Source organism: Ruegeria sp. F11 (genome assembly GCF_056533855.1).
In genome coordinates, this window is sequence record NZ_JBQFOW010000009.1 from 153050 (window position 1) to 172744 (window position 19695).

The following is a 19695-nucleotide window of genomic DNA, read 5'->3' on the forward strand; positions in this document are numbered from 1 at the left end:
TCTACTCCGCACTCTTCCGCCTGTGTTTCTTATCCTCAACCGCCACGCTCGCCGGGTCGACATCGCGCACCAGCCGGTCCTCACCCGACAGGCACACGAACCTCTGCCCACGCATGCGGCCGATCAGGGTCAGGCCGACCTCGCGCGCGATCTCCACACCCCAGGCGGTGAAGCCCGAGCGTGACGCCAGAACCGGGATGCCCATCATCGCCGTTTTGATCACCATCTCGGATGTCAGACGGCCAGTTGTATAGAGTATCTTGTCCGCCGCCCCTTCGCCCTCGGACAGCATCCAGCCTGCGATCTTGTCGACGGCATTGTGGCGGCCCACGTCTTCCATATAGACCAAAGGTCGGTTTTCGCGGCACAGGACCGTGCCGTGGATCGCCCCGGCCTCAAGGTACAGCGACGGGGTGCGGTTGATCTTTGCCGCCAGTTCATACAGCCATGAGGTGCGGACCGAGACCTGCGGCAGGCGCACATCCTCGAGCCCCTCCATCATGTCACCGAACACCGTACCCACAGCGCAGCCGCTGGTACGGGTCTTTTTCTTCAGCTTGTCCTCGTATGACGTCTGTCGCGCGGTGCGCACCACTACGGTTTCCAGATCGTCGTCATAATCGACACGGGTAATTTCATCATCGGTCAGCAGCATCCCCTGATTGCGCAGGAAGCCCAGCGCCAGATATTCGGGGTAATCGCCAATAGTCATCGCGGTCACGATTTCCTGCGCGTTCAGGAAAATCGTCAGCGGGCGTTCCTCGACCACCGAGATCTGGCTGATCTCGCCATTCTGGTCCACGCCCTCAACCGCACGGGTCAGACGGGCCGCGCCGGGATCGGGGGCGATGAGGTAATCCGAGACATCCAGTTCCGTGGCCAATTGCAACCCTTTCCCAAGACCGCTACTGCTGCTGCGATCACCATAGGATTTAGCCATGGCCTCCGCCACATCCAAGTCATACTTCTGGAAGGGTTTTCGCGACGGCACGCCGTTTGTCTTCGTGGCCATCCCCTTTGGCTTGCTGTTCGGCGTCTTCGCGACCGAGGCCGGGTTGAACGTCGTCCAGACCATGGCGTTTTCGGCCACCGTGTTTGCCGGGGCCGCGCAATTCACCGCCTTGCAGCTTTTGCAGGACAACACGCCCACGGTGATCGTGTTGATCTCGGCGCTGGCGGTGAATTTGCGGGTGGCGATGTATTCGGCCTCGCTGACACCTTATCTGGGGGCCGCGCCGCTGTGGCAGCGGGCTTGTGCTGCCTATCTGATCGTGGATCAGTCTTACGCTAGTTCCATCGTGCGGTTCGAGAAAGAGCCCGACATGACAGTGCCGCAGCGGATGGCCTATTTCTTCGGCGCGGTCACACCGATCACACCGCTTTGGATAATCGCCACCTATCTGGGAGCCGTTCTGGGAACGCAAATCCCGGAAAGCTGGGCGCTGGACTTCGCGCTGCCGATTACCTTTCTGTCCATGATCGGTCCGATGATGCGGACCTTGGCCCATGTGGTGGCCGCCTTGGTTGCCATCGTTGTCGCGCTGTTGACCGTTGGCGTGCCATTCAATCTGGGCCTGCTGATCGCAGGCGCGGCAGGCATGGTCACAGGTGCACAGGCTGAACTGATGCTGGAGCGACGAAAGATATGAGCAAGATCGACCCGACCACCATGTGGATCGTCATCGCCGGTCTCGCGATTGGCAGCTACGCACTGCGGTTTACCTTTATCGGGCTGGTCGGAGACCGCCCGATGCCGCCCTGGCTGCTGCGCCATCTGCGCTACACCGCGGTGGCGATCATCCCTGCGCTGATCGCGCCGCTGGTCGTGTGGCCCTCGGCCACTGAAGGGCAGCCGGACCTGCCGCGCATGGCTGCAGCGGCGGTGGCTTTGACTGTGGGGTATGTCACCAAGAACGTGCTGGCGGCGATCTTCAGCGGGGCCGCCACGCTTTACGGGCTGTTGTATCTACTGGGCTGACGCATCCAGCTGATTGAGCCGCGCGTTGTTCGCCGCCAAACCCTTTTGCAGGTCCGCATCGTCGTTCTCGCGGTAGTCCTCGGTCACCACGCCGGGAAGCTGGCCGAATTGTTCGGACAGTTTGACCGGGTAGAAGGTCACATCGATCTCTTCAAACCCCGGCACCTGCTGCAAGAGGCGTGCGGTGGAGTTTGCGCAGTAGGCCCCGGCAACCGGCCCCGACTGTTTCGCCAGTTGCAGCGCGATCTCGGCCTGCTGCGGTGTCACTTCGATGGTCTGGATGCGGGCATAATGCGTCTCGCGCGCATGGGCGCTGCGATAGGCACGCTCGACCGCCGGGGTGATACCGTAGAGGACGTCATCCTTCATCGGCACAACATCCGCCTGGAACGAGCCTGCGGGGTCAAAGATCACCCGCTCGCTGCCGCCGATCATCAACGACGTGTGCGCACCCGAACCGGTGCGCGTGTTGATCATCGTATAAAGCGTCAGGGTCGAGGGGCCGGGATCGCGGTAAGATCGGGCCACAATTTCAGACTGATCCGCCTGCGGACGGTTCGAGCCCGCGCAGCCTGCTAGCGTGGCCGCCAGAAGGCAGGCGATCAGGATGCGAAACACGGCTGCCCCCGCTTCGGCTTAGGACGCGAAAACCGCCAGGAACAGGCACAGGAAGGCGATTGCCACCACGCACCATGTTGTGGCCTTGACGAAGCCATTGAAGGTTTTGGTTTGAACCGTGATGTCCATTTCGCCGTGCTTGTGTTCAGCCATGAGTCGAAGATTCCTAGTTCGCGTGTTTGATCTGTTGGATAATGGAAAATCCGGGGCCTGTCACCACGTCATTCGCGCGCAGGGGCGCGCTCGCCAAAGACCGAGCATCCGGGATAACCGAACCCCCACCGCCAGGGCAGACCGCTGCAGGGGCCGCCGCCGAACCGTACCGCTCCGTACAGCGCATCGGCGGTCAGGGCGTGCACGTTGCGAATCTGGTCGGGGGTCATGTCGTAGCGGGTGGCATATTCATCCGCATGTTCTTCCCCATGGGCTTTGACGCAGGAGCGCAAGGTTTCGTCGGCGGACAGGCGGGCATCGTAACTGTCAACCGCGCGAGTTGCCCCGCCTGCGTTATGATAGGCGCGGTCGTGGGTCACGCAGCAGCCCTCCCACGGCGGGTGGGCCTGAAAAAGCTCTCCGATCTGAGGGAAAGTGTCAGCGACCCAGCGCCAACTGGCCGACAGGCCGCCCGAGCAGCCATCGGTTTCGAACGGCGTCAGTTCGGCCTCGCCCCGCTGCGCGATCAGGGCGCGGTGGGCGGGCATCTCGACCCCGCGCATCAGGTCCTGCGCCGATACCGGGGCAGACAGCGCGACCAAGAACAGCGCCAGCCTAGGGGCTTTCATCGCGCATCGCCTCGGTATCGACCTGCAGGCCGAATGTGGTGGCAAGCCACAGCAACAGCCGCTCGGCCGGGCCCATCTCGGCGCGCACGCGCAGAACCTCGTTGGCCATGGCGGGGCGGTCGGTGATCAGCCCGTCCACACCCATCGAGGCCATGGCCGACATCTGCAGCGGGTCGTTCACCGTCCAGACATAGATATCCTTGCCCGCGTCATGCACTTGCCGGATCAACCCCGGCGACACGGTTGCGGCGTTCACCGCCACGAAATCGCCGTCCAGACCCGACAGATCGCCCACGGCGGTGGCCGCCAGAACGCCCGCGCGCCAGTCGGGGCGGATCGCCTTCATCTTTTGCACCGCGGGGTATTTCAGCGACATGGTGGCAATGTCGTCCTGCATGCCCAGTTCCTCGACCAGCGCGGCAACGCGGTTTTCCAGATCGACATCATGGCCGTAGTATTTCAGTTCGATGATCACCTTGGCACGGCCTTTCGCGGCCTCAAGCACCTGACGCAATGTGGGCGTGCGCTCGTCTGCATATTCCGGGCCGAACCAACTGCCGATGTCGATCTCGGCCACATCCGCCATCGTGGCGTCCCAGACCTTGAGGTTCACTCCGGCCAGTTTCATGAAATCACTGTCATGGGCGACGATGACCACATCATCCGCCGTTTCCTGCACGTCGATCTCGACCCAGTCCGCGCCATCCTCAATGGCTTTCAGGACCGAGGCCATGGTGTTTTCCGGCCGCAAAGCCGCCGCGCCGCGATGGCCGATGACCTCTGCGTGGTCGGGGGCCTGCACGCGTTCCAGCAATTGATGGCTGAACACCCCGCCGATCACCAGCGCGCCCAGCGCCAGCCCGACCGCTACGACCAAAGGAACCCCCAGGCGCCCCGGCTCGGGATGCGGAGGCTCTTCCGTCCTGATCTCGAAGTACCGGTCCAGCAGCACCGCCAGCGCCCCCAGTGCCGTAGCCGCCAGAACCAGCCCGGCCAGAGACCACAGGCCCGCAACCAGCAAGCTGTAAATCAGCGCCAGCCGCAGATGGCTGGCCCCCTGCAGCGGTACGAGGGCAAACAGCAGCCCGGCGATCCATGCGATCGCGGCAGCAATGACAAAGCGCAGGATCAGCCACAGAACCAGCTGAACCTTGAGGCGGCCCCGCTTGCCCTCCATCCGCTGGGCACTGATGTTGAAGGCATGGGCCGGGTGGATGGTTTCGAACAGCACCAGATGCAGGCCCAGCGCCCAGGCCGAGAGCCTGCGGATCAGCACCCAGGCCATCACCAGCGCCACGGCTCCGATCAGGCCAGCCGCAACCAAGAAGGCGGGTGGATGGAAGGTCAGGTAATAGTTGATGTCATATTCGGTCAGCGTCCACCACGCGATCAGCCCCGCCACAGCCAGAAACGGCAGCGCCAGCAGAAGCACCCGTAGAATGAACCGCGCCGCAAAGCCAAAGAGTGCAGGCAGACGCGACAGGATCAGGCCGATGGCGGCACTGCCCGCGCGCCAGGGATCGGATTCGCCCATCCTCAGCGATCCGGCCATGACCGAGAAGACAAAGACCTCGGCCAGCAGAAACAGGCTGAGCACCACGATGGCCGCAACAAAGCCTACCGGCGACAGGATGAACATCGCGATGTCCTGATCCGTCAGCGCCGTCTGGTCCGACAGCGACACCGCCAGATTGACCGCCGCCGCCACACCGGGCGCGATCAGCGCGATCAGCAGCAGGCGCACGGCGAGGTAGATCGGCACAAACACCCACCGTCGTCTCCAGGCACGGGCATAGGCAGTTGTAACGGCTGAGAAAGTGGTCACGCGCGCGGCCTCCTGAATGGTTCACTCATTCAAGGCTGCGAAAGCGTGAATTGCAAGTCAGCTTTCTTCCAGATCGGCGGCCAGACGAAAGCCGATGCGGTTGGCGGGCTTGTCCTCGACCGATTTGGGCAGGGCGCGCAACATCACGTTCAACTGGGTGACATGCTGCACCAGTTGCGTCCGCGCGCCTGCACCATCCGAGCCATAGAAGGTGATCACGTCGGGGTCGAAATACCCCATCCCCTCGATCCGCATGACGCCCGCATCGCCGCCGGTGAAGCCCATGGCAACCTCATGGTCGCCATCCAGGGTCTTCTCAAAGTTCTGGATATAAAGGATCAGGCGTTCATAGGCCCATTGGGCGGGACTTTTTGTTTCGACGGGCTTTTGCAGCGGGCCGGGCAGGTTCTTGGCACCGGATTCTGCGTCGGGGTTGGCGTGAACCTCGTAACAGCGTGGCAGGGCGGCGGCTTCGGCGGCCTCGGCCGAGGTTTCGATCTGGTCCTGCATCGCGTTACCCTTTGCGCTGAAACTCCCACGCCCCGTCCGCGCGCTGCGTCCGGGTGACAGACCCAATGTGGTAGAGATGGTTCAGGTGTGCAACCGCTTCGACCAGTGCAAGCCCATATTCGCCTTCGCTGATGGTGCGTTTGAACAGCGGCAGGAAGCAATCGGACGCCGTTTTGGGCCTGTCCAGATCGTCCAGCAGGCGCGCCAGCGCCCCGTGGTGATTGTCGATCAGTTGCTGCATCCGCAGGGGCAGCCCGGTGAAGGGCAGCTTATGACCGCCCAGAACCAGATGATCGTCGCGCGCCAGCAGTTTCAACCGCTCGCAGGCTTCCAGCCAGCCTGAGACCGGATCGGCCAGCGGCTCAGTGGCGTACACTCCCAGATTGGGACTGATCGAGCTGAGGATCTGGTCGCCGGTCAACACCAGATGGTCGTCGCGGCTCCAAAACGTCGCGTGTTCGGGCGCGTGGCCGTTGCCCATATGGACGTCCCAGTCACGCCCGCCCATGCGGATCACATCACCCTGTTTGATCCGGGTAAAGCCCAGCGGCATCGGATAGACGGTATCGGCAAAATTGAAGGGCCGGTCGGCCATCCGTTTGGCCAGAATCTCAGCGTCCATGCCCGCACCGCGATAGAAATCCAGCGTCTCCTGCGGCCAGCTTTCCTGCACATCCAGCGTCAACATCCGTGCGAATAGCCAGGCGGTGCGGCTAGCCACCAGTTCGGCCCCATGTTCGGACTGAAACCACCCGGCATTGCCCACGTGATCCGGATGGTGATGGGTAATCACCACGCGGTTCACCGGTTTGCCAGCCAGCGGGCCAGAGAGCAGTTGTTCCCACAAACCTCGGGTCTTTTTGGTCGAAATGCCGGTATCAATCACCGTCCAACCATCGCCATCATCCAGCGCATAGATGTTCACGTGATCCAGCGCCATTGGCAAAGGCAGCCGCATCCACAGCACGCCCTTGGCAACCTCAACCGCCTCGGCGCCCGAGGGTGCTTCGGGCCACGGATATCGGATCGTTGCGGGCTCCACGCCGTCCATCACGCGATTAGCTCATCGGGGCTGAGTGCAAAAAGGTCCCCCGCCCCGGTCTGCGCCTGTGCCAGCAGACCGGAATATTCGGGCAGCAGGGCGTTGATATAGAACCGCGCCAGTTTTGCGCGCGGACCGTCCGGGTCGGCCAGCGCCGAGACCAGATGGTAATGCCCGCCCAACACCCGAGCAAAGGCGCGAAGATAGGCCGCCGCACCGGCAAAGCGGTCGTTCAGATCGTCCCGGGCAACCAGCCATTCGGTCGCCTCGCGCAGCGACTCGGTCGCTTCCCAAACCGGACCGGCGAGGTCGGGCATGGTGGCACGGGCCTGCTCGGCATGATCTTCGATCTCGTCCAACAGGCGCGAGGCCGCCTCGCCCCCGTCCATCATCTTGCGACCCACAAGGTCCATCGCCTGAATGCCGGTGGTGCCCTCGTAAATCGCAGTGACGCGAACGTCGCGGCAGAATTGCGCGGCCCCGGTTTCCTCGACATAGCCCATGCCGCCATGCACCTGCATCCCGGTCTCGGAGACACGAATGCCGGTCTCGGACCCGAAGGTCTTTCCGATCGGCGTTAGAAGCGCCGCGCGCGCCACCCAATCGGCATCGCCGGTGGCCTGTGCCATGTCGATGGCCACCGCGTTGGCCATCAGGATCGCGCGGGCCGCAAATGTATCGGCGCGCATCTCAAGCACCATCCGGCGCACATCCGCATGGTCGATGATCGTGCCCGATGCGGTCTTGCCCTGCTTGCGCTCGGTCGCATAGGCCAGCGCGTGCTGATAGGCCCCTTCGGCCACGCCAACCCCCTGACCGCCGACCCCAAGACGGGCGTTGTTCATCATCGTGAACATCGCTGCCATGCCGCCATGTTCCTCGCCGACAAGCCAGCCTTTGGCCCCGTCATACTGCATTACACAGGTCGGAGAGCCGTGCAGGCCCATCTTGTGTTCCAGCGAGACAACCTTCAGGTCATTTGCACCACCGGGATTGCCGTTTTCATCCGGGATGAACTTGGGCACCAGAAACAACGAAATCCCCTTGGTTCCCGGCACGCCATCCGGCAGGCGCGCCAGCACCAGATGGCAGACATTTTCGGCGAAATCGTTATCGCCCCACGAAATGAATATCTTCTGCCCCGTCACCGCGTAAGTGCCATCCCCGTTGGGTTCGGCCCGCGAGGCCAGCGCGCCGACATCCGAGCCCGCCTGCGCCTCGGTCAGGTTCATGGTGCCGGACCAGTCGCCCGCCATCATCTTGGGGATATACAGCTCTTTCAGCGCGTCGCTGGCATGATGTTCCAGCGCCTCGATCTGCCCTTGGGTCATCAACGGGGCCAGTTGCAGCGACAGGCAGGCACCGGCAAACATCTCATTGACCGCCGTCGTGACCGAGACGGGCAACCCCATACCGCCATATTGCGGATCGCCATTGATCCCGATCCAGCCGCCTTCGGCGATGGCCTTCCACCCCTCGGCATAGCCCGGCGAGGTGCGCAAGATACCGTTTTCCAGCCGCGCCGGTTCCAGATCGCCGGGGCGCTGCAGGGGGGCCAGAACCTCTTCCGAAAGTTTTCCGGCTTCGGTCAGGATCGCGCTGACCACATCCGGGGTGGCATCGGCGAACTTGTCGGTGGCGGCGATCTGGTCAAACCCCACCACGTTGCGGAACAGGAATTCATAGTCTGAGATTGGGGCGCGGTATGGCATGACTTCCCTCAAAAGGCGGTCTGATTGGGTCGCGCAGACGGGCTTGGAATCGTCGGCCAGCACCGTTATGCACTTGGGCTTGGAACCATTACCTACCCTTCCCCTAGGTGCAGGCAACCGAAACGCGGCGTCACGATCCATGAACCTGACCGGTACTCTCGACCTCTCTGCCGATCCTGGCGGCATTGCCCGCGCGGCGGATTTACTACGGCGAGGCTTGCTGGTCGCCTTCCCGACCGAGACGGTCTATGGGCTGGGTGGCGATGCGCGCAACGGGCAGGCCGTGGCGGGGATTTACGCGGCCAAGGGGCGGCCCAGTTTCAACCCGCTAATCGCCCATGTGGCCTCGGTTCAGGCGGCGCAGCGCTTCGTGCAATGGTCGGATCAGGCCGAGGCACTGGCGGCGGCCTTCTGGCCCGGACCCCTGACGCTCGTTCTCCCGCTCCGCGAAGGACATGGCGTGTCTTCGCTGGTGACAGCGGGGCTCGAAACGCTGGCGGTTCGGGTGCCTGCTCATCCCACGGCCCGCGCGCTGCTGGCCGCATTTGATGGCCCGGTGGCCGCCCCCTCTGCCAACCCGTCGGGCCAGATCAGCCCCACCACAGCCGATCATGTCCGCGCCGGGTTGGGCGGGCGGATCGCCGCCATTCTGGATGACGGACCCTGCGGCGTCGGGCTGGAATCCACCATCGTCGGTCTGGCCGGAGAGCCCGCCTTGCTGCGCCCCGGCGGCGTGGCGCTGGAGCAGATCGAAGACGTTCTGGGCGCGCGCCTGCACGCGCATCAGCCGGGGGACTTGCTGACGGCACCGGGCCAGTTGCAATCTCATTACGCCCCCGACGCGCCCGTCCGTTTGAACGCGGAAACCCAGCAAGGGGATGAGGTTCTGTTGGGCTTTGGCCCCGTCGATTGCGACCTCAACCTGTCAGCCGATGGCGATCTGCCCGAGGCGGCGGCGAACCTGTTTGCGGCCCTGCACAGCCTGAACGCAACCGGTCGCCCGATTGCGGTGACACCGATCCCCGATCATGGTTTGGGTGCTGCGATCAATGACCGGCTGCGCCGCGCCGCCGCGCCGCGCGACAGCTGATCAGGCGCGGCCCGCGCTGGCGGACAGGGTCAGGGGATCGACGCCAAGTGTGGCCAAAGCGGCCTCCCACTTGTCATCATCCGGGACGTCGAACACCAGCTTCGAGCTTGCCTCGGCGGTCAGCCAGCCGTTCATCGCGATCTCATCCTCCAACTGGCCGGGCCCCCAGCCCGAATAGCCCAGCGTCAGCATCGAGTTGAGCGGCCCGCGCCCTGCAGCCAGATCCTCCAGCACGTCCAGCGTCGCGGTCATGCTGAAATCTTCGGAGATCTGCATCGAATGCAAGTTCGCCTCATAATCCGCGCTGTGCAGGACAAAACCACGCGACATCTCGACCGGGCCGCCGAAATGCACCAGACGCTCGCCCACCACCGGAATCCGGCAGGCGATGTTCAACTGTCCCAGCAGGGTCTTGAGCCGCAAATCCGAGGGTTTGTTGATGATCAGCCCCATCGCCCCGTCATCGCCGTGACTGCAGATATAGACGACCGAGTGATCGAATCGCGGATCACCCATGCCGGGCATCGCAATCAACAGTTTTCCGGTCAGGTCCATTGGGGGCATCTCATTCTTAGACTCCCCTCAACAATGACCCTGCGGCACCGGAATTGGCAAGGGAGCAGCGGATATTTCGGCAGATTTCATTCAAGTGACCGGAACGTGACTTGGAATCCGGGGCCGGACCGCGCATTTATGGGGTATGAAGACATTTCTGCACACCACCGCCGCCGCGCTGACGGCCTGTTTCGCTTTTGCCACATCGGCCCCGGCGCAGGGGCTGGACGGTGTTGTGCAACTGGACATTCTGGATGGCGGCCGCACAACAAGCGGCACCTATCTGGGGGCGCTTCGACTGACCCTGAAAGACGGCTGGAAGACCTATTGGCGCGCGCCCGGCGACGCCGGTATCCCGCCCGAGTTCGACTGGAGCGGGTCGGGCAATGTTGGCGACGTGTCGATCACCTGGCCCGCGCCGAATATCTTCAACCAGAACGGTCTGCAATCGATCGGGTACGAGGATCAACTGGTGCTGCCGGTCGAGATCACGCCCAGGAATCCAGCCAAACCCGTGCGCTTGCGCGGCGAGATGGATCTGGGTGTCTGCAAGGATGTCTGCATTCCCGAGCGTCTGGGTTTCGATCACACGCTGGACGCCGAGGCCGGACGCAACCCGGCCATCGCCGCCGCGCTGGCGCAACGGCCCTTCTCGGCCCGCGAGGCGCAGGTGAGGCAGGCCAGTTGCCATCTGAGTGCAACGCAGGACGGCATGCAGATTGAGGCCCGCGTGACCATGCCATCCGCAGGGGGGCGTGAGGTTGCGGTGATCGAACCGGGCAATCCGGTGCTTTGGGCCTCGCAACCCGAAACCGAACGGCGCGGCGATACGCTGATCGCGCGGTCCGAGATCATCAGCGCCTCGGGCGCGCCCTTCGCGCTGGACCGGTCGGAGATTCGCATCACCGTGCTGGGTTCTGAGCACGCGGTGGATATTCAGGGCTGCACAGCAGGCTGACTGTATGAGCCAAACCCCTAAGATTGGCGCTCTGGCGGTTGTGCTGCACCGGGGTCAGGTTTTGCTGGTGCAACGCAGCAAACAGCCCGATGCCGGGCTTTGGGGCTTTCCCGGCGGTCATGTGGAATGGGGCGAGACTGTCCTGCAGGCCGCGCAGCGGGAGTTGCTTGAGGAAACCTCGGTCACGGCGACCGCCACGCATTACCTCGAAAATCTGGATTTGCTGCGATCCGACGATGCGGGTCAGGTCGTCTCGCACTATCTGCTGGTGGGGGTCGCCTGTCGGTACGAAAGTGGCGCGCCTGTTGCCGGCGATGATGCATTGGATGCCCGCTGGTTTCCCATCGACCAAATCCGGCAGGGGGACCTGCCGATGAGCGCACGAGTCACTGACCTGCTGGAGCGGGCCCTGGCGGATTAAGCCCCCGCCCGGCCCCGCAAGCGGGTATAGAGCAGACCTGATGCAAACACACTGACAATCACAATCGGGATCGCGCCCGCAAGGAATGCACCCAGTCCCATTTGCAGAACGGCCATACCGTCTTCCCCGGCATAGAACCCCGACAGAACGTCAACCGGTGCTCCGGTGATCAGTGGCCACAGCATCGTCGCACCGAACCACAGCAGCAACGCCAGCGCCGTCGCGGCCAGCGATCCCTGCACCACCCGGTCCGGTGCCCGCATTGCGCGGCGCATGGCAGTCATTGGGCGCGAGACATCGTTGAGTATGGCCAGAAGCGCGGGCACGAGGATCAGGACCAGCAACATCCCGAAGCCCAGACCATAGACCAGCGTGATCACGGTCGGTTTCAGGAACTGCGCCTGCTGCGAGCCTTCATAGAGCAGCGGCGTCAGACCTAGCACCGTGGTCAGCGTGGTCAGCATCACGGGCCGCAACCTGTCCGCGGTGCCTTCGACAATCGAGGGCACAAGGCCACGCTCTTTCTGGTAAGCGTCAATCGTCGTGACCAGAACGATCGAGTCGTTGATGATGATCCCGCTCATGCCCAACAGGCCCACGACCGTGAACATGCTCAGCGGCACCTCCCAGATGTAATGACCCCAAATCGCCCCGACCAGTCCAAACGGGATGATCGCCATGACAACCAGAGGTCGGCTCCAGCTGGCAAAGACCCAGGCCAGCACCAGATAGATGCCGGTCAGGCACAGGATCAGGCCGGTGCGGGCCTCGGACAGGAATTCATCCTCCTGCTCGCTCAGGCCGGACATGCGCCATTCGACCTGTCGTTCGGCGGCGATGTTGGGCAGGATCACCTCGTTCAGGGCGCGTTCGATTTCGGCGGCGCGGGCGGGGTTGTCCTCGGAGATATCGCCATTCACCGAAATCACCCGCAGACCGTTTTCGCGGCGAACGGTGGAAAAGCCTGCCTCGCGCTCGACCGAAACCAGATCGGCCAGCGGCACATACACCCCGTCTGGTGAGCGCATCAGGGTCCGCTCAAGGAAGTCGGCGGTCAACTCGCCCTCGGGCAGTTCCACGCGAATTTCGGCGCTGCGGGGGCCATCGGGGAAGGTTGCGGCCTCGATCCCGTTCAGACGGTCGCGCAACACCCGGCCCAGCGTTTCGATCCGGAACCCAAGCGCTTCGCCCTGCGCGGTCAGGTCCAGGGTAAATTCTTCTTTGTCATAGGCCAGATTGTCTTCCAGCGCCGACACCTCGGGGTATTTGAGCAACTCGGCCTGCAGGTCCTCGGACGCGGCTTTCAGCGTGTTCACATCCGCGCCGGAAAACTCGACGTCAATGGCATCGCCCCCCGGACCAGAGCGCCAGCCCCGGAAGCTGAGCAGTTCGACCTTGGGATGGCGCGGCACGAATTCCTGCAGTTCGGCCACAAATTCGAAACTGGAATAGGGGCGCAGATCGGCGTCGATCAGTTCGATGGATATGCCGCCCAGAAGGTCGGAATCCTTGCCATCGGCCGCCGACAGGCCAAACCCGGCGCTTCCGCCGACCTCGGCCAGCACATAGTCGATGGGGTTGCGGCCATGACGGTCTTCGTAGATCTGCCCCAGCTCTTCGGTGGCGCGCTGCAATTGCCGCATCATGTCCAGCGTGTCGGCGCGGGTCGAACCCTCGACCATGATGAAATTGCCGGTGACCGAGCCGCGCTCGGGCGCGTTGAAGAACCGCCAGTTCACATCGCCCCGGATAAACAGGGCGACCTGGCTGGCCAGTATGACCACCATCATCGCCACCACAACATAGCGCGCCCAGACAACCCAACCGATGAGTGGGCGGAACAGGTGATCGCGCACCCAGCGGAAGCCCCGGTTCACCACCCGGTTGGGCCAGTCATACCAATGCTCTTTCGCGGAATGCGCGATGGCATGGGCCATGTGGTTGGGCAGGATCAGGAAACACTCGATCAGCGAGGCGATCAGCACCGCGATCACGGTATAGGGAATGTCGCGGATAAGTTCCCCGAACCTGCCGCCGACCAGCGTCAGGCCAAAGAAGGCAATCACCGTCGTGATCGTCGCGGCAAAGACCGGCATCGCCATGCGGCGGGCGGCGCGCTCGGCGGCGACCACGGGCGGTTCGCCCAATCGGCGGGCCCGGAAATCTGCGTGTTCGCCCACCACAATCGCATCATCGACAACGATGCCAAGGGTGATGATCAGCCCGAACAGCGACACCATGTTGATCGACAATCCGCCAATATACATAAAGGCAATCGCCGCCGACATGGCGACGGGAATCCCGGCGGCCACCCAAAACGCAATGCGCGCGTTCAGGAACAGAAACAACAGGCAGACAACCAGACCAAGCCCCATCAGGCCGTTGTCGATCAGGATGTTCAGACGGTCGGTGATTGCCTGCGCGCGGGTGCGGATGAGTTCCAGCGTCACCCCTTCGGGCAGGCTGGCCTGCATGTCGGTCACCACATCCTCGACCGCCCGCTGAATCGCGATGGCATCCCCCCCGTTCGAGCGGTCAACCCGGATCGACATGGCGGGATTGTCGCCGACAAAATAGCTGCGGTTGCGGGTCACCCCTTCCACATGAATCTGCGCGACATCCCGGATAAACAGCTTCGAGCCATCGGCAAAGTTGCGCAGGGCAATGCCTTCGATCTCTTCCGGGGTGCGCTTTTCCGCGCCGGTCCGGATGCGGGCATTGGCACCTGAGACATCCCCCGCCGGGCTGGCATTCACTTCGGCAGCAATGGCCGAGGCGATCTCGGACAGCGCGATATCGTTGGCGATCAGTTGCGCTGTCGGCACTTCGACAACAACACGCGGCGCGGCCACGCCACGGATCGTGGTGCGGGTGACGCCCGCGTCAAACAGGCGGTTTATCAACTCGTCCGTGTACTTGGCCAACTGGTCCGGTGCGACTGGCCCCGCGATCACCACATCCGTCACGCGATCACGCCAGGCACGGCGGCGGATGGTCGGTTCTTCTACATCATCGGGAAGGTCGGTGACGCCATCGACCGCAGTGCGGATGTCTTCCACCGCGCGGGACATGTCCCAGTTGGGTTCGAATTCCAGACTGATCTCGGCCGAGCCTTCTCGCGAGGTCGCATAGGAATAGGCCACGCCTTCGACCGCCAACAGGGCAGGTTCCAGCAACTGGACGACGCCACTATCGACATCCTCTGGGCCCGCGCCGTCCCATTCAACGTTGATGTTGACCTCTTCCAGAATGACATCGGGAAAGAACTGCGCCCGCATGTTGGGGATAGCCGCGGCCCCCAGCACCAGCATGACCAGCAACAGCAGGTTGGCGACGGTGCGGTGTCGGGTGAAGTAGCTGAGGATGCCGCCCGCCGCGCCGGGGATTTCGCGCATCATGGCGCCTAGCCCCCGGCCCGGTTTTCAATGGTGCGGACTAGCGATGCGGGCACCTTGGCCTCTTCCAACTGCCCCAGCATCCGCGCTTTGACATCCTGCGGCATGCGCTCGCTGGCCTCGACCTGCGCCACCAACGCGGCGCGGCGTTCATCTGACAGTTCGACCATATCCGGGTCAGCACCGGCATTGGCCTCGGTCCGCAGCGGACGCACGCGGATGCCCGTTCCCAACAGCGGCGTGCGACCGATCACGACCTCGCGCCCTTCCAGCCCTTCGCCGCGCAACAGAACCTCGTCACCCTGCCTGCGGATAAGGGTCACGGGCAGAACCTCGAGCCGGTCGTCCGCGCCCAGCACCAGAACCGTGCCCGAGGCATCCAGCACCGAGGATGGCAGGCGCACTACCGCGTTCAGAGGTTGCTCTTCCACGGTAACCGTCACGAAATCCCCCGGCTTGAACCCCGGTGCGCTGTCAAGACGGGCATAGACCAAGCGTCCGGTCTGCCCCTCACCTGCCGAGCCGCTGTCTCGGCTGATACGCCCGGTGGCGGTCAGGTCGGTGCCGGTGACCTCGAGCGAGATGGTGACGGGCGCGTTGATCAGCGCGCCGTCCGGGTCCAGAAGCCGCACGAACTGCGCGGTGGAAACCCGAAAGGCGACCTCGAGCGCATCTGGGTCCACCAGTTCGGCGAGTTTTTCATTCGCCGAAACCAGCCGTCCTTCGACCAGAGTCACATCGGTCAGCGTGCCGCCGAACCCCGCCATGATGGTCATGTCGCCAAGGTCACGTTCGGCGGCTTCAAGTGCAATCCGTGCGCGGGCCAATAGGGTCGTCGCCTGATCGACACGGGATTCCGCCTGCGCCAGAGAAATCCTGCGGGCCAGCACCGATTGTTCGGCGACCGCAACGGCCAGTTCGGCCTCTTCCACGCTGGCCGTTGCCCCAACCCCACGCGATTCCAGATCACGTTGCCGCTGCAGGGCGCGCTGGCGCAGTTCGGCCTGCGCCTCGGCAGATTTCAACTCGTCCTGTGCCAGCAACAGCGACCGTTCGGCATCGCGTTCTTCAAACTGCGCGTCCAGCAGGTCGGATTTTGCCCGATCCAACGCGGATTGCGCGTCTGCCGGATCAAGCTCGACCAGAACCTCGCCCGCCGTGACCGTGCCGCCATCCTCGAAATCATCGGCCAGCGCGACCACGCGCCCCCCCAGCGCCGCGCGCAGTTCCAAACGACGGCGGCTTTGCACCTCGCCAAAGGCTTCAAGATGAGGGGTGACGGTTTCCAGCTCGGCGGCTTTGACGGTGACGGCAAAAATCCGTTCCCGCGCGGCAGGCGGCTTATCCTCTCGGGTCAGCACATCCTGCACGGCCCCAAGGATCATCTGCGCCGCAACAAATAGCAGCGCCAGCGTCAGAGACGCCAGAAACACACCGACAAGACTTTGCCGCAAGAATCGCATAAACCATTAACCCCGGTTGCAACAGGCTGCCTTCCACAAAATGTAGCCGGACCGTGAAATATGCCAAGCCACAAAGCGGTTATAAGATGTTGAACGTAGGACCAGTCTACTTCCGTCGCAGGTGTTCGTCCAATCTGGGCATTATTTCCACGAAATTGCAGGGACGGTGGCGGTAATCGAACTGTTTCTCCAAAATCCCGTCCCAGGCGTCCTTGCAGGCACCGGGACTGCCGGGCAGCGCGAAAAGATAGGTGCCGCCCGCCACGCCGCCGGTGGCGCGGGACTGCACGGCGGACGTGCCGATTTTCTCCATCGAGAGAATGGTGAACACGGTTCCGAACGCCTCGATTTCCTTTTCATAGACGTCGCGATGGGCCTCGACCGTCACGTCGCGCCCGGTCAGCCCGGTCCCGCCGGTCGAGATTACCACGTCAATGTCGGGGTCCGCGATCCAGGCCCTTAGCTGATCTGCGATCTGATCGCGTTCGTCCCGGATGATCTTGCGGTCGGCCACGGAATGCCCCGCGCGTTCGATCCGGTCCACCAGCGTCTGGCCCGAGCGGTCTTCGTCCAGCGAGCGGGTGTCGGACACGGTCAGAACGGCGATCCGAACCGGAATGAAGTCAGTGTTTTCGTCAATGCGCGACATCTTTCGTCAGGCCCTTTCCATAATGGCCAGCCGGATCGCAAGGGCACCAAAGATGCCGCCCGTGACCCAGCCCATGATCCGCGAGGCGTGGGGGTTCGAAATCAACACCCGCCCGGCCCCGCCTGCAAATATTCCGACCAATCCGTTCACTACAAACCCGCCCAGCGCAATCATCACACCGAAGATCAGAAACTGCGGCAGGATCGGCCCGATGGATGGGTCGACGAATTGCGGGATGAAGGCAAGTACGAACAGGATCACCTTGGGGTTGGTCAGATTGACCACCAGCCCGTCGCGAAAGGCAAAGCGCGCCGGTTTCGCGGGCGCGTCGCCGGGCATGGCCCCGTTCCGGATCGCGCCCCAGGCCAGATACAGCAGGTAAGCCACACCCATCCAACGGATCACATCGAACAGCCATGGCAGGGCGGACACCGCCGCGCCCAGCCCCAATCCGGCCAGCAGAACGTGGATCATCAACCCCGCCGAAACGCCCGCGCTGGCCACCAGCGCCGGTTTCGCGCCGGACCGCAGGCCTTGCCCGAAACAGAACATCATATCTGCGCCCGGGGTGAAATTCAGCGCCATTGCGGCTGGCACAAAGGCCAGCAGCGTTACCGTTTCGATCATGAGGGGACCTCGAACCACTGTACCTTGGGGCCAAGATTGGCAATTTGTGCGCGCCCCAACGTGCCGCGATAGCCCCAACTGTCATGAATATGGCCGCAGAACACGAAGGCAGGCTGAATCCGTTCCACCGCGTTGCGCACAGCGACCGAGCCAACGGACTGACCCTGCGAGGTGCTATCGCCATACCCTTTGGGCGGGGAATGCACGATCAGGATATCGGCACCGTCGCAGCGATCCAGCATTTCGGTGGCCTCGGCCTCGGTCAGGTCACAGGACCAGTCGCCGAAGGGCGTGACGGGCACACCATATCCCAGACCGAACAGGCGCAGATCACCGATGGCCATCCCGGTGCCGTGCAGCACATGCACGCCTTCGGGCGCGGCGTCGGCCAACTCCCCGGCGCTTTCGGCATTGCCCGGCACCAGCACCAGCGGGGCCGAGATGCCGGACAGCATCGCCATCGCTTCGTCCAGCCCCTGCCGCATGTTGCAGTAGTCTCCGGCCCCGATCACCAGATCAGCCTCGGCACTGGCGGCAACCAGATCAGCAGCACGATTACGCGCCATGTGAAGGTCTGAGAAGGCCAGAATCTTCATCCCTTTGCCCCCAGACGTGCCCGCAGTTCCAGCAGATCGGCCCAGGCCTGCCGCTTCATCTGAGGTTGGCGCAACAAGTACGCGGGATGGAACATCGGGATCACTGGCAGGTCGAGCGCCTGATTCCACTGCCCGCGCAACCGCGTGATGCCACGTTTGCCCAGCACCGCCTGACACGAGATATTGCCCATCACCACCAGAACCTCGGGCTTGGCCAGCGCCACATGACGGTCCAGAAACGGCTTCATCATGCCGATCTCTTCTGGTTTGGGGTCCCGGTTCTGCGGTGGCCGCCACGGCAGAACATTGGTGATATAGACGTTTTCGCGCCGATCCAGATCAATCGCCGCCAACATCCGATCCAGCAACTGCCCGGCACGGCCCACAAAGGGCTTGCCCTCGCGGTCTTCATCCCGGCCCGGAGCCTCGCCGATGATCATCACCCGCGCGCCCGGCGTGCCGTCGGCAAAGACCAACTGCCGCGCGCCCTTTTTCAACTCGCAATGCGCGAACGCGTCCATCGCCGCGCGCAACTGATCCAGCGAGCCCGCCCCGCGCGCCGCCTGCTGCGCAATCGCAACCGGATCGACCTGCTGCGGTTTGACAGGTACCGCTTGCGCAGGCTGCGGTTTCTTGGGCTTTGGCGACGTGTCGGGCAGCGCGTAACGGTCCACCGGCACATCGCCGATGGCATCGGTGACGCCCAGTTCGATCTGCCATTCCAGCAGCGCCCGCGCGGTATGATAGTCCAAAGCCGATTCCATGCCGTTCAATCTAACCACCTTTTGACCGAGGGAAAGCGAATAGACCTTGCCACGGCACCGGGTCGCACCGACCATGGGCACATTCATGTTGTCAGGCTTGCGATTCCTTCTGATCGGACTGCTATTTGCCGTCACCAGCGGCCAACCCGGGTTTGCCCAGTTTAACAACCAACGCGACCAGTGCCGCGGCGGCCAGTTCGCCTGCGGCAGCCGCTGCTGTTCCGGCGGGCAGAGGTGCAGTTTCGACAACCACTGCATCCCGCTGGGCGGCACCTATTGCGGCGGCGGGCGCAGTTGCGGGCCGTTCGAACGCTGCGTCGCAGGGGGCACCCGCTGCGCCCCGATTGGGGCGAACAAATGCCGCTCGCGCCTCGACTGTCCGGGCGGCAGTTTCTGCAACGGGCGGGGCGAGTGCGAACCGGTCTCGCCCGAATTCGACCCCACCCCCTCACCCGGCTTCAACCTTCCGACGCAATGCGCCGACGGGCGCAGCTGTGTCTCGGGCACCTATTGCCTGCCGCAGGGCGGCTGCTCGCGCCCGGGCTGGTTCTTGTGCGAGAAAACCGGCTCGCAATGCAGGCCCGGATTCAAGTGCTCGCGCAATCGGGGATGCGTGCCCGTCAAGGCCATCGATTGCGGTTATGGCAAGTGGTGCAAACCGGGCGAACATTGCCTGCCCGAAGGGGGGTGCGCGATATTGCCCTAGGGCC

The 19695-nt window shown here is 63.4% G+C and carries 21 protein-coding genes; 6 read left to right on the forward strand and 15 right to left on the reverse strand.

Annotation, left to right across the window (positions count from 1 at the left end; genetic code table 11):
- Position 1: 1 nt before the first annotated feature.
- Positions 2-889 carry a formate dehydrogenase accessory sulfurtransferase FdhD gene (locus ACR0NJ_RS13680; protein ID WP_480817778.1) on the reverse strand — a complete coding sequence of 296 codons (888 nt, stop codon included), beginning with the start codon at positions 887-889 and terminating at the stop codon, positions 2-4.
- 49 nt (positions 890-938) lie between these two features.
- On the opposite strand from ACR0NJ_RS13680, the gene ACR0NJ_RS13685 reads away from it, so the two are divergent.
- Positions 939-1649: an AzlC family ABC transporter permease gene (locus tag ACR0NJ_RS13685; RefSeq protein WP_480817687.1), complete on the forward strand. Its 711-nt coding sequence runs from the start codon at positions 939-941 to the stop codon at positions 1647-1649.
- A complete protein-coding gene (locus tag ACR0NJ_RS13690) occupies positions 1646-1978 on the forward strand; it encodes an AzlD domain-containing protein (RefSeq protein WP_480817688.1) in 333 nt (110 codons plus the stop codon). Before ACR0NJ_RS13685 ends, ACR0NJ_RS13690 begins: the two co-directional genes overlap by 4 nt.
- Here the strand turns inward: ACR0NJ_RS13690 and ACR0NJ_RS13695 are convergent.
- The 7 genes from ACR0NJ_RS13695 to ACR0NJ_RS13725 all read right to left on the reverse strand — a co-directional run bounded on the left by ACR0NJ_RS13695 (position 1967) and on the right by ACR0NJ_RS13725 (position 8467).
- On the reverse strand, positions 1967-2596 hold the full coding sequence (locus tag ACR0NJ_RS13695; RefSeq protein ID WP_480817689.1) for a hypothetical protein: 630 nt from the start codon (positions 2594-2596) through the stop codon (positions 1967-1969). The two genes, ACR0NJ_RS13690 and ACR0NJ_RS13695, sit on opposite strands and share 12 nt — an antisense overlap.
- 18 nt (positions 2597-2614) lie before the next feature.
- Complete coding sequence (locus ACR0NJ_RS13700; RefSeq protein WP_480817690.1) at positions 2615-2749, reverse strand: aa3-type cytochrome c oxidase subunit IV; 135 nt, start codon at positions 2747-2749, stop codon at positions 2615-2617.
- A gap of 68 nt (positions 2750-2817) precedes the next feature.
- A complete protein-coding gene (locus ACR0NJ_RS13705) occupies positions 2818-3378 on the reverse strand; it encodes a hypothetical protein (RefSeq protein WP_480817691.1) in 561 nt (186 codons plus the stop codon).
- Positions 3365-5203, reverse strand: coding sequence for a glycerophosphodiester phosphodiesterase family protein (locus tag ACR0NJ_RS13710; protein ID WP_480817692.1), 1839 nt, complete (start codon positions 5201-5203; stop codon positions 3365-3367). The genes ACR0NJ_RS13705 and ACR0NJ_RS13710 overlap by 14 nt, the downstream gene beginning before the upstream one ends.
- 57 nt (positions 5204-5260) lie before the next feature.
- Positions 5261-5713, reverse strand: coding sequence for a DUF6173 family protein (locus ACR0NJ_RS13715; protein WP_480817693.1), 453 nt, complete (start codon positions 5711-5713; stop codon positions 5261-5263).
- A gap of 4 nt (positions 5714-5717) precedes the next feature.
- On the reverse strand, positions 5718-6764 hold the full coding sequence (locus tag ACR0NJ_RS13720) for an MBL fold metallo-hydrolase (RefSeq protein WP_480817779.1): 1047 nt from the start codon (positions 6762-6764) through the stop codon (positions 5718-5720).
- The gene (locus ACR0NJ_RS13725; RefSeq protein WP_480817694.1) at positions 6764-8467 is read right to left on the reverse strand and encodes an acyl-CoA dehydrogenase; all 1704 of its coding nucleotides are present in this window, start codon (positions 8465-8467) and stop codon (positions 6764-6766) included. Before ACR0NJ_RS13725 ends, ACR0NJ_RS13720 begins: the two co-directional genes overlap by 1 nt.
- Before the next feature lie 139 nt (positions 8468-8606).
- On the opposite strand from ACR0NJ_RS13725, the gene ACR0NJ_RS13730 reads away from it, so the two are divergent.
- On the forward strand, positions 8607-9557 hold the full coding sequence (locus ACR0NJ_RS13730; protein WP_480817695.1) for an L-threonylcarbamoyladenylate synthase: 951 nt from the start codon (positions 8607-8609) through the stop codon (positions 9555-9557).
- Here ACR0NJ_RS13730 and ACR0NJ_RS13735 read toward each other — a convergent pair whose 3' ends face one another.
- The gene (locus tag ACR0NJ_RS13735) at positions 9558-10112 is read right to left on the reverse strand and encodes a YqgE/AlgH family protein (protein ID WP_480817696.1); all 555 of its coding nucleotides are present in this window, start codon (positions 10110-10112) and stop codon (positions 9558-9560) included.
- Between the two features lie 145 nt (positions 10113-10257).
- Between ACR0NJ_RS13735 and ACR0NJ_RS13740 the strand changes: the two genes are divergently transcribed.
- Together ACR0NJ_RS13740 and ACR0NJ_RS13745 are read left to right on the forward strand one after the other, a co-directional pair.
- Positions 10258-11070 (forward strand): protein-disulfide reductase DsbD domain-containing protein, encoded by an 813-nt coding sequence (locus tag ACR0NJ_RS13740; RefSeq protein ID WP_480817697.1) that lies wholly within the window; start codon positions 10258-10260, stop codon positions 11068-11070.
- Between the two features lie 4 nt (positions 11071-11074).
- Positions 11075-11491 (forward strand): NUDIX hydrolase, encoded by a 417-nt coding sequence (locus ACR0NJ_RS13745; protein WP_480817698.1) that lies wholly within the window; start codon positions 11075-11077, stop codon positions 11489-11491.
- Here the strand turns inward: ACR0NJ_RS13745 and ACR0NJ_RS13750 are convergent.
- From ACR0NJ_RS13750 to ACR0NJ_RS13775, 6 genes are all read right to left on the reverse strand, one after another.
- Complete coding sequence (locus ACR0NJ_RS13750) at positions 11488-14889, reverse strand: efflux RND transporter permease subunit (RefSeq protein WP_480817699.1); 3402 nt, start codon at positions 14887-14889, stop codon at positions 11488-11490. The two genes, ACR0NJ_RS13745 and ACR0NJ_RS13750, sit on opposite strands and share 4 nt — an antisense overlap.
- A 5-nt stretch (positions 14890-14894) precedes the next feature.
- Positions 14895-16349 carry an efflux RND transporter periplasmic adaptor subunit gene (locus tag ACR0NJ_RS13755; protein ID WP_480817700.1) on the reverse strand — a complete coding sequence of 485 codons (1455 nt, stop codon included), beginning with the start codon at positions 16347-16349 and terminating at the stop codon, positions 14895-14897.
- 106 nt (positions 16350-16455) lie between these two features.
- Positions 16456-16998, reverse strand: coding sequence for a molybdenum cofactor biosynthesis protein B (gene moaB / locus ACR0NJ_RS13760; RefSeq protein ID WP_480817701.1), 543 nt, complete (start codon positions 16996-16998; stop codon positions 16456-16458).
- Between the two features lie 6 nt (positions 16999-17004).
- Positions 17005-17625 carry a LysE family translocator gene (locus ACR0NJ_RS13765; protein ID WP_480817702.1) on the reverse strand — a complete coding sequence of 207 codons (621 nt, stop codon included), beginning with the start codon at positions 17623-17625 and terminating at the stop codon, positions 17005-17007.
- Positions 17622-18221, reverse strand: a complete 600-nt coding sequence (locus ACR0NJ_RS13770) for a metallophosphoesterase family protein (protein WP_480817703.1) — start codon at positions 18219-18221, stop codon at positions 17622-17624. Before ACR0NJ_RS13770 ends, ACR0NJ_RS13765 begins: the two co-directional genes overlap by 4 nt.
- The gene (locus tag ACR0NJ_RS13775; protein WP_480817780.1) at positions 18218-18985 is read right to left on the reverse strand and encodes a uracil-DNA glycosylase; all 768 of its coding nucleotides are present in this window, start codon (positions 18983-18985) and stop codon (positions 18218-18220) included. The genes ACR0NJ_RS13770 and ACR0NJ_RS13775 overlap by 4 nt, the downstream gene beginning before the upstream one ends.
- Positions 18986-19058: 73 nt before the next feature.
- Between ACR0NJ_RS13775 and ACR0NJ_RS13780 the strand changes: the two genes are divergently transcribed.
- The gene (locus ACR0NJ_RS13780) at positions 19059-19691 is read left to right on the forward strand and encodes a scavenger receptor class F, member 2 (RefSeq protein ID WP_480817704.1); all 633 of its coding nucleotides are present in this window, start codon (positions 19059-19061) and stop codon (positions 19689-19691) included.
- Positions 19692-19695 lie beyond the last annotated feature (4 nt).

What these genes read in the sequence shown, in the direction of transcription:
- ACR0NJ_RS13755 (WP_480817700.1), bottom strand. Translation starts at nt 16,349, where the DNA reads ATGCGATTCTTGCGGCAAAGTCTTGTCGGTGTGTTTCTGGCGTCTCTG.
- ACR0NJ_RS13720 (WP_480817779.1), bottom strand. Translation starts at nt 6,764, where the DNA reads ATGGACGGCGTGGAGCCCGCAACGATCCGATATCCGTGGCCCGAAGCA.
- ACR0NJ_RS13705 (WP_480817691.1), bottom strand. Translation starts at nt 3,378, where the DNA reads ATGAAAGCCCCTAGGCTGGCGCTGTTCTTGGTCGCGCTGTCTGCCCCG.
- ACR0NJ_RS13745 (WP_480817698.1), top strand. Translation starts at nt 11,075, where the DNA reads ATGAGCCAAACCCCTAAGATTGGCGCTCTGGCGGTTGTGCTGCACCGG.
- ACR0NJ_RS13700 (WP_480817690.1), bottom strand. Translation starts at nt 2,749, where the DNA reads ATGGCTGAACACAAGCACGGCGAAATGGACATCACGGTTCAAACCAAA.
- ACR0NJ_RS13685 (WP_480817687.1), top strand. Translation starts at nt 939, where the DNA reads ATGGCCTCCGCCACATCCAAGTCATACTTCTGGAAGGGTTTTCGCGAC.
- ACR0NJ_RS13725 (WP_480817694.1), bottom strand. Translation starts at nt 8,467, where the DNA reads ATGCCATACCGCGCCCCAATCTCAGACTATGAATTCCTGTTCCGCAAC.
- moaB (WP_480817701.1), bottom strand. Translation starts at nt 16,998, where the DNA reads ATGTCGCGCATTGACGAAAACACTGACTTCATTCCGGTTCGGATCGCC.
- ACR0NJ_RS13690 (WP_480817688.1), top strand. Translation starts at nt 1,646, where the DNA reads ATGAGCAAGATCGACCCGACCACCATGTGGATCGTCATCGCCGGTCTC.
- ACR0NJ_RS13750 (WP_480817699.1), bottom strand. Translation starts at nt 14,889, where the DNA reads ATGATGCGCGAAATCCCCGGCGCGGCGGGCGGCATCCTCAGCTACTTC.
- ACR0NJ_RS13735 (WP_480817696.1), bottom strand. Translation starts at nt 10,112, where the DNA reads ATGGACCTGACCGGAAAACTGTTGATTGCGATGCCCGGCATGGGTGAT.
- ACR0NJ_RS13740 (WP_480817697.1), top strand. Translation starts at nt 10,258, where the DNA reads ATGAAGACATTTCTGCACACCACCGCCGCCGCGCTGACGGCCTGTTTC.
- ACR0NJ_RS13770 (WP_480817703.1), bottom strand. Translation starts at nt 18,221, where the DNA reads ATGAAGATTCTGGCCTTCTCAGACCTTCACATGGCGCGTAATCGTGCT.
- ACR0NJ_RS13730 (WP_480817695.1), top strand. Translation starts at nt 8,607, where the DNA reads ATGAACCTGACCGGTACTCTCGACCTCTCTGCCGATCCTGGCGGCATT.
- ACR0NJ_RS13765 (WP_480817702.1), bottom strand. Translation starts at nt 17,625, where the DNA reads ATGATCGAAACGGTAACGCTGCTGGCCTTTGTGCCAGCCGCAATGGCG.
- ACR0NJ_RS13780 (WP_480817704.1), top strand. Translation starts at nt 19,059, where the DNA reads ATGGGCACATTCATGTTGTCAGGCTTGCGATTCCTTCTGATCGGACTG.
- ACR0NJ_RS13715 (WP_480817693.1), bottom strand. Translation starts at nt 5,713, where the DNA reads ATGCAGGACCAGATCGAAACCTCGGCCGAGGCCGCCGAAGCCGCCGCC.
- ACR0NJ_RS13775 (WP_480817780.1), bottom strand. Translation starts at nt 18,985, where the DNA reads ATGGAATCGGCTTTGGACTATCATACCGCGCGGGCGCTGCTGGAATGG.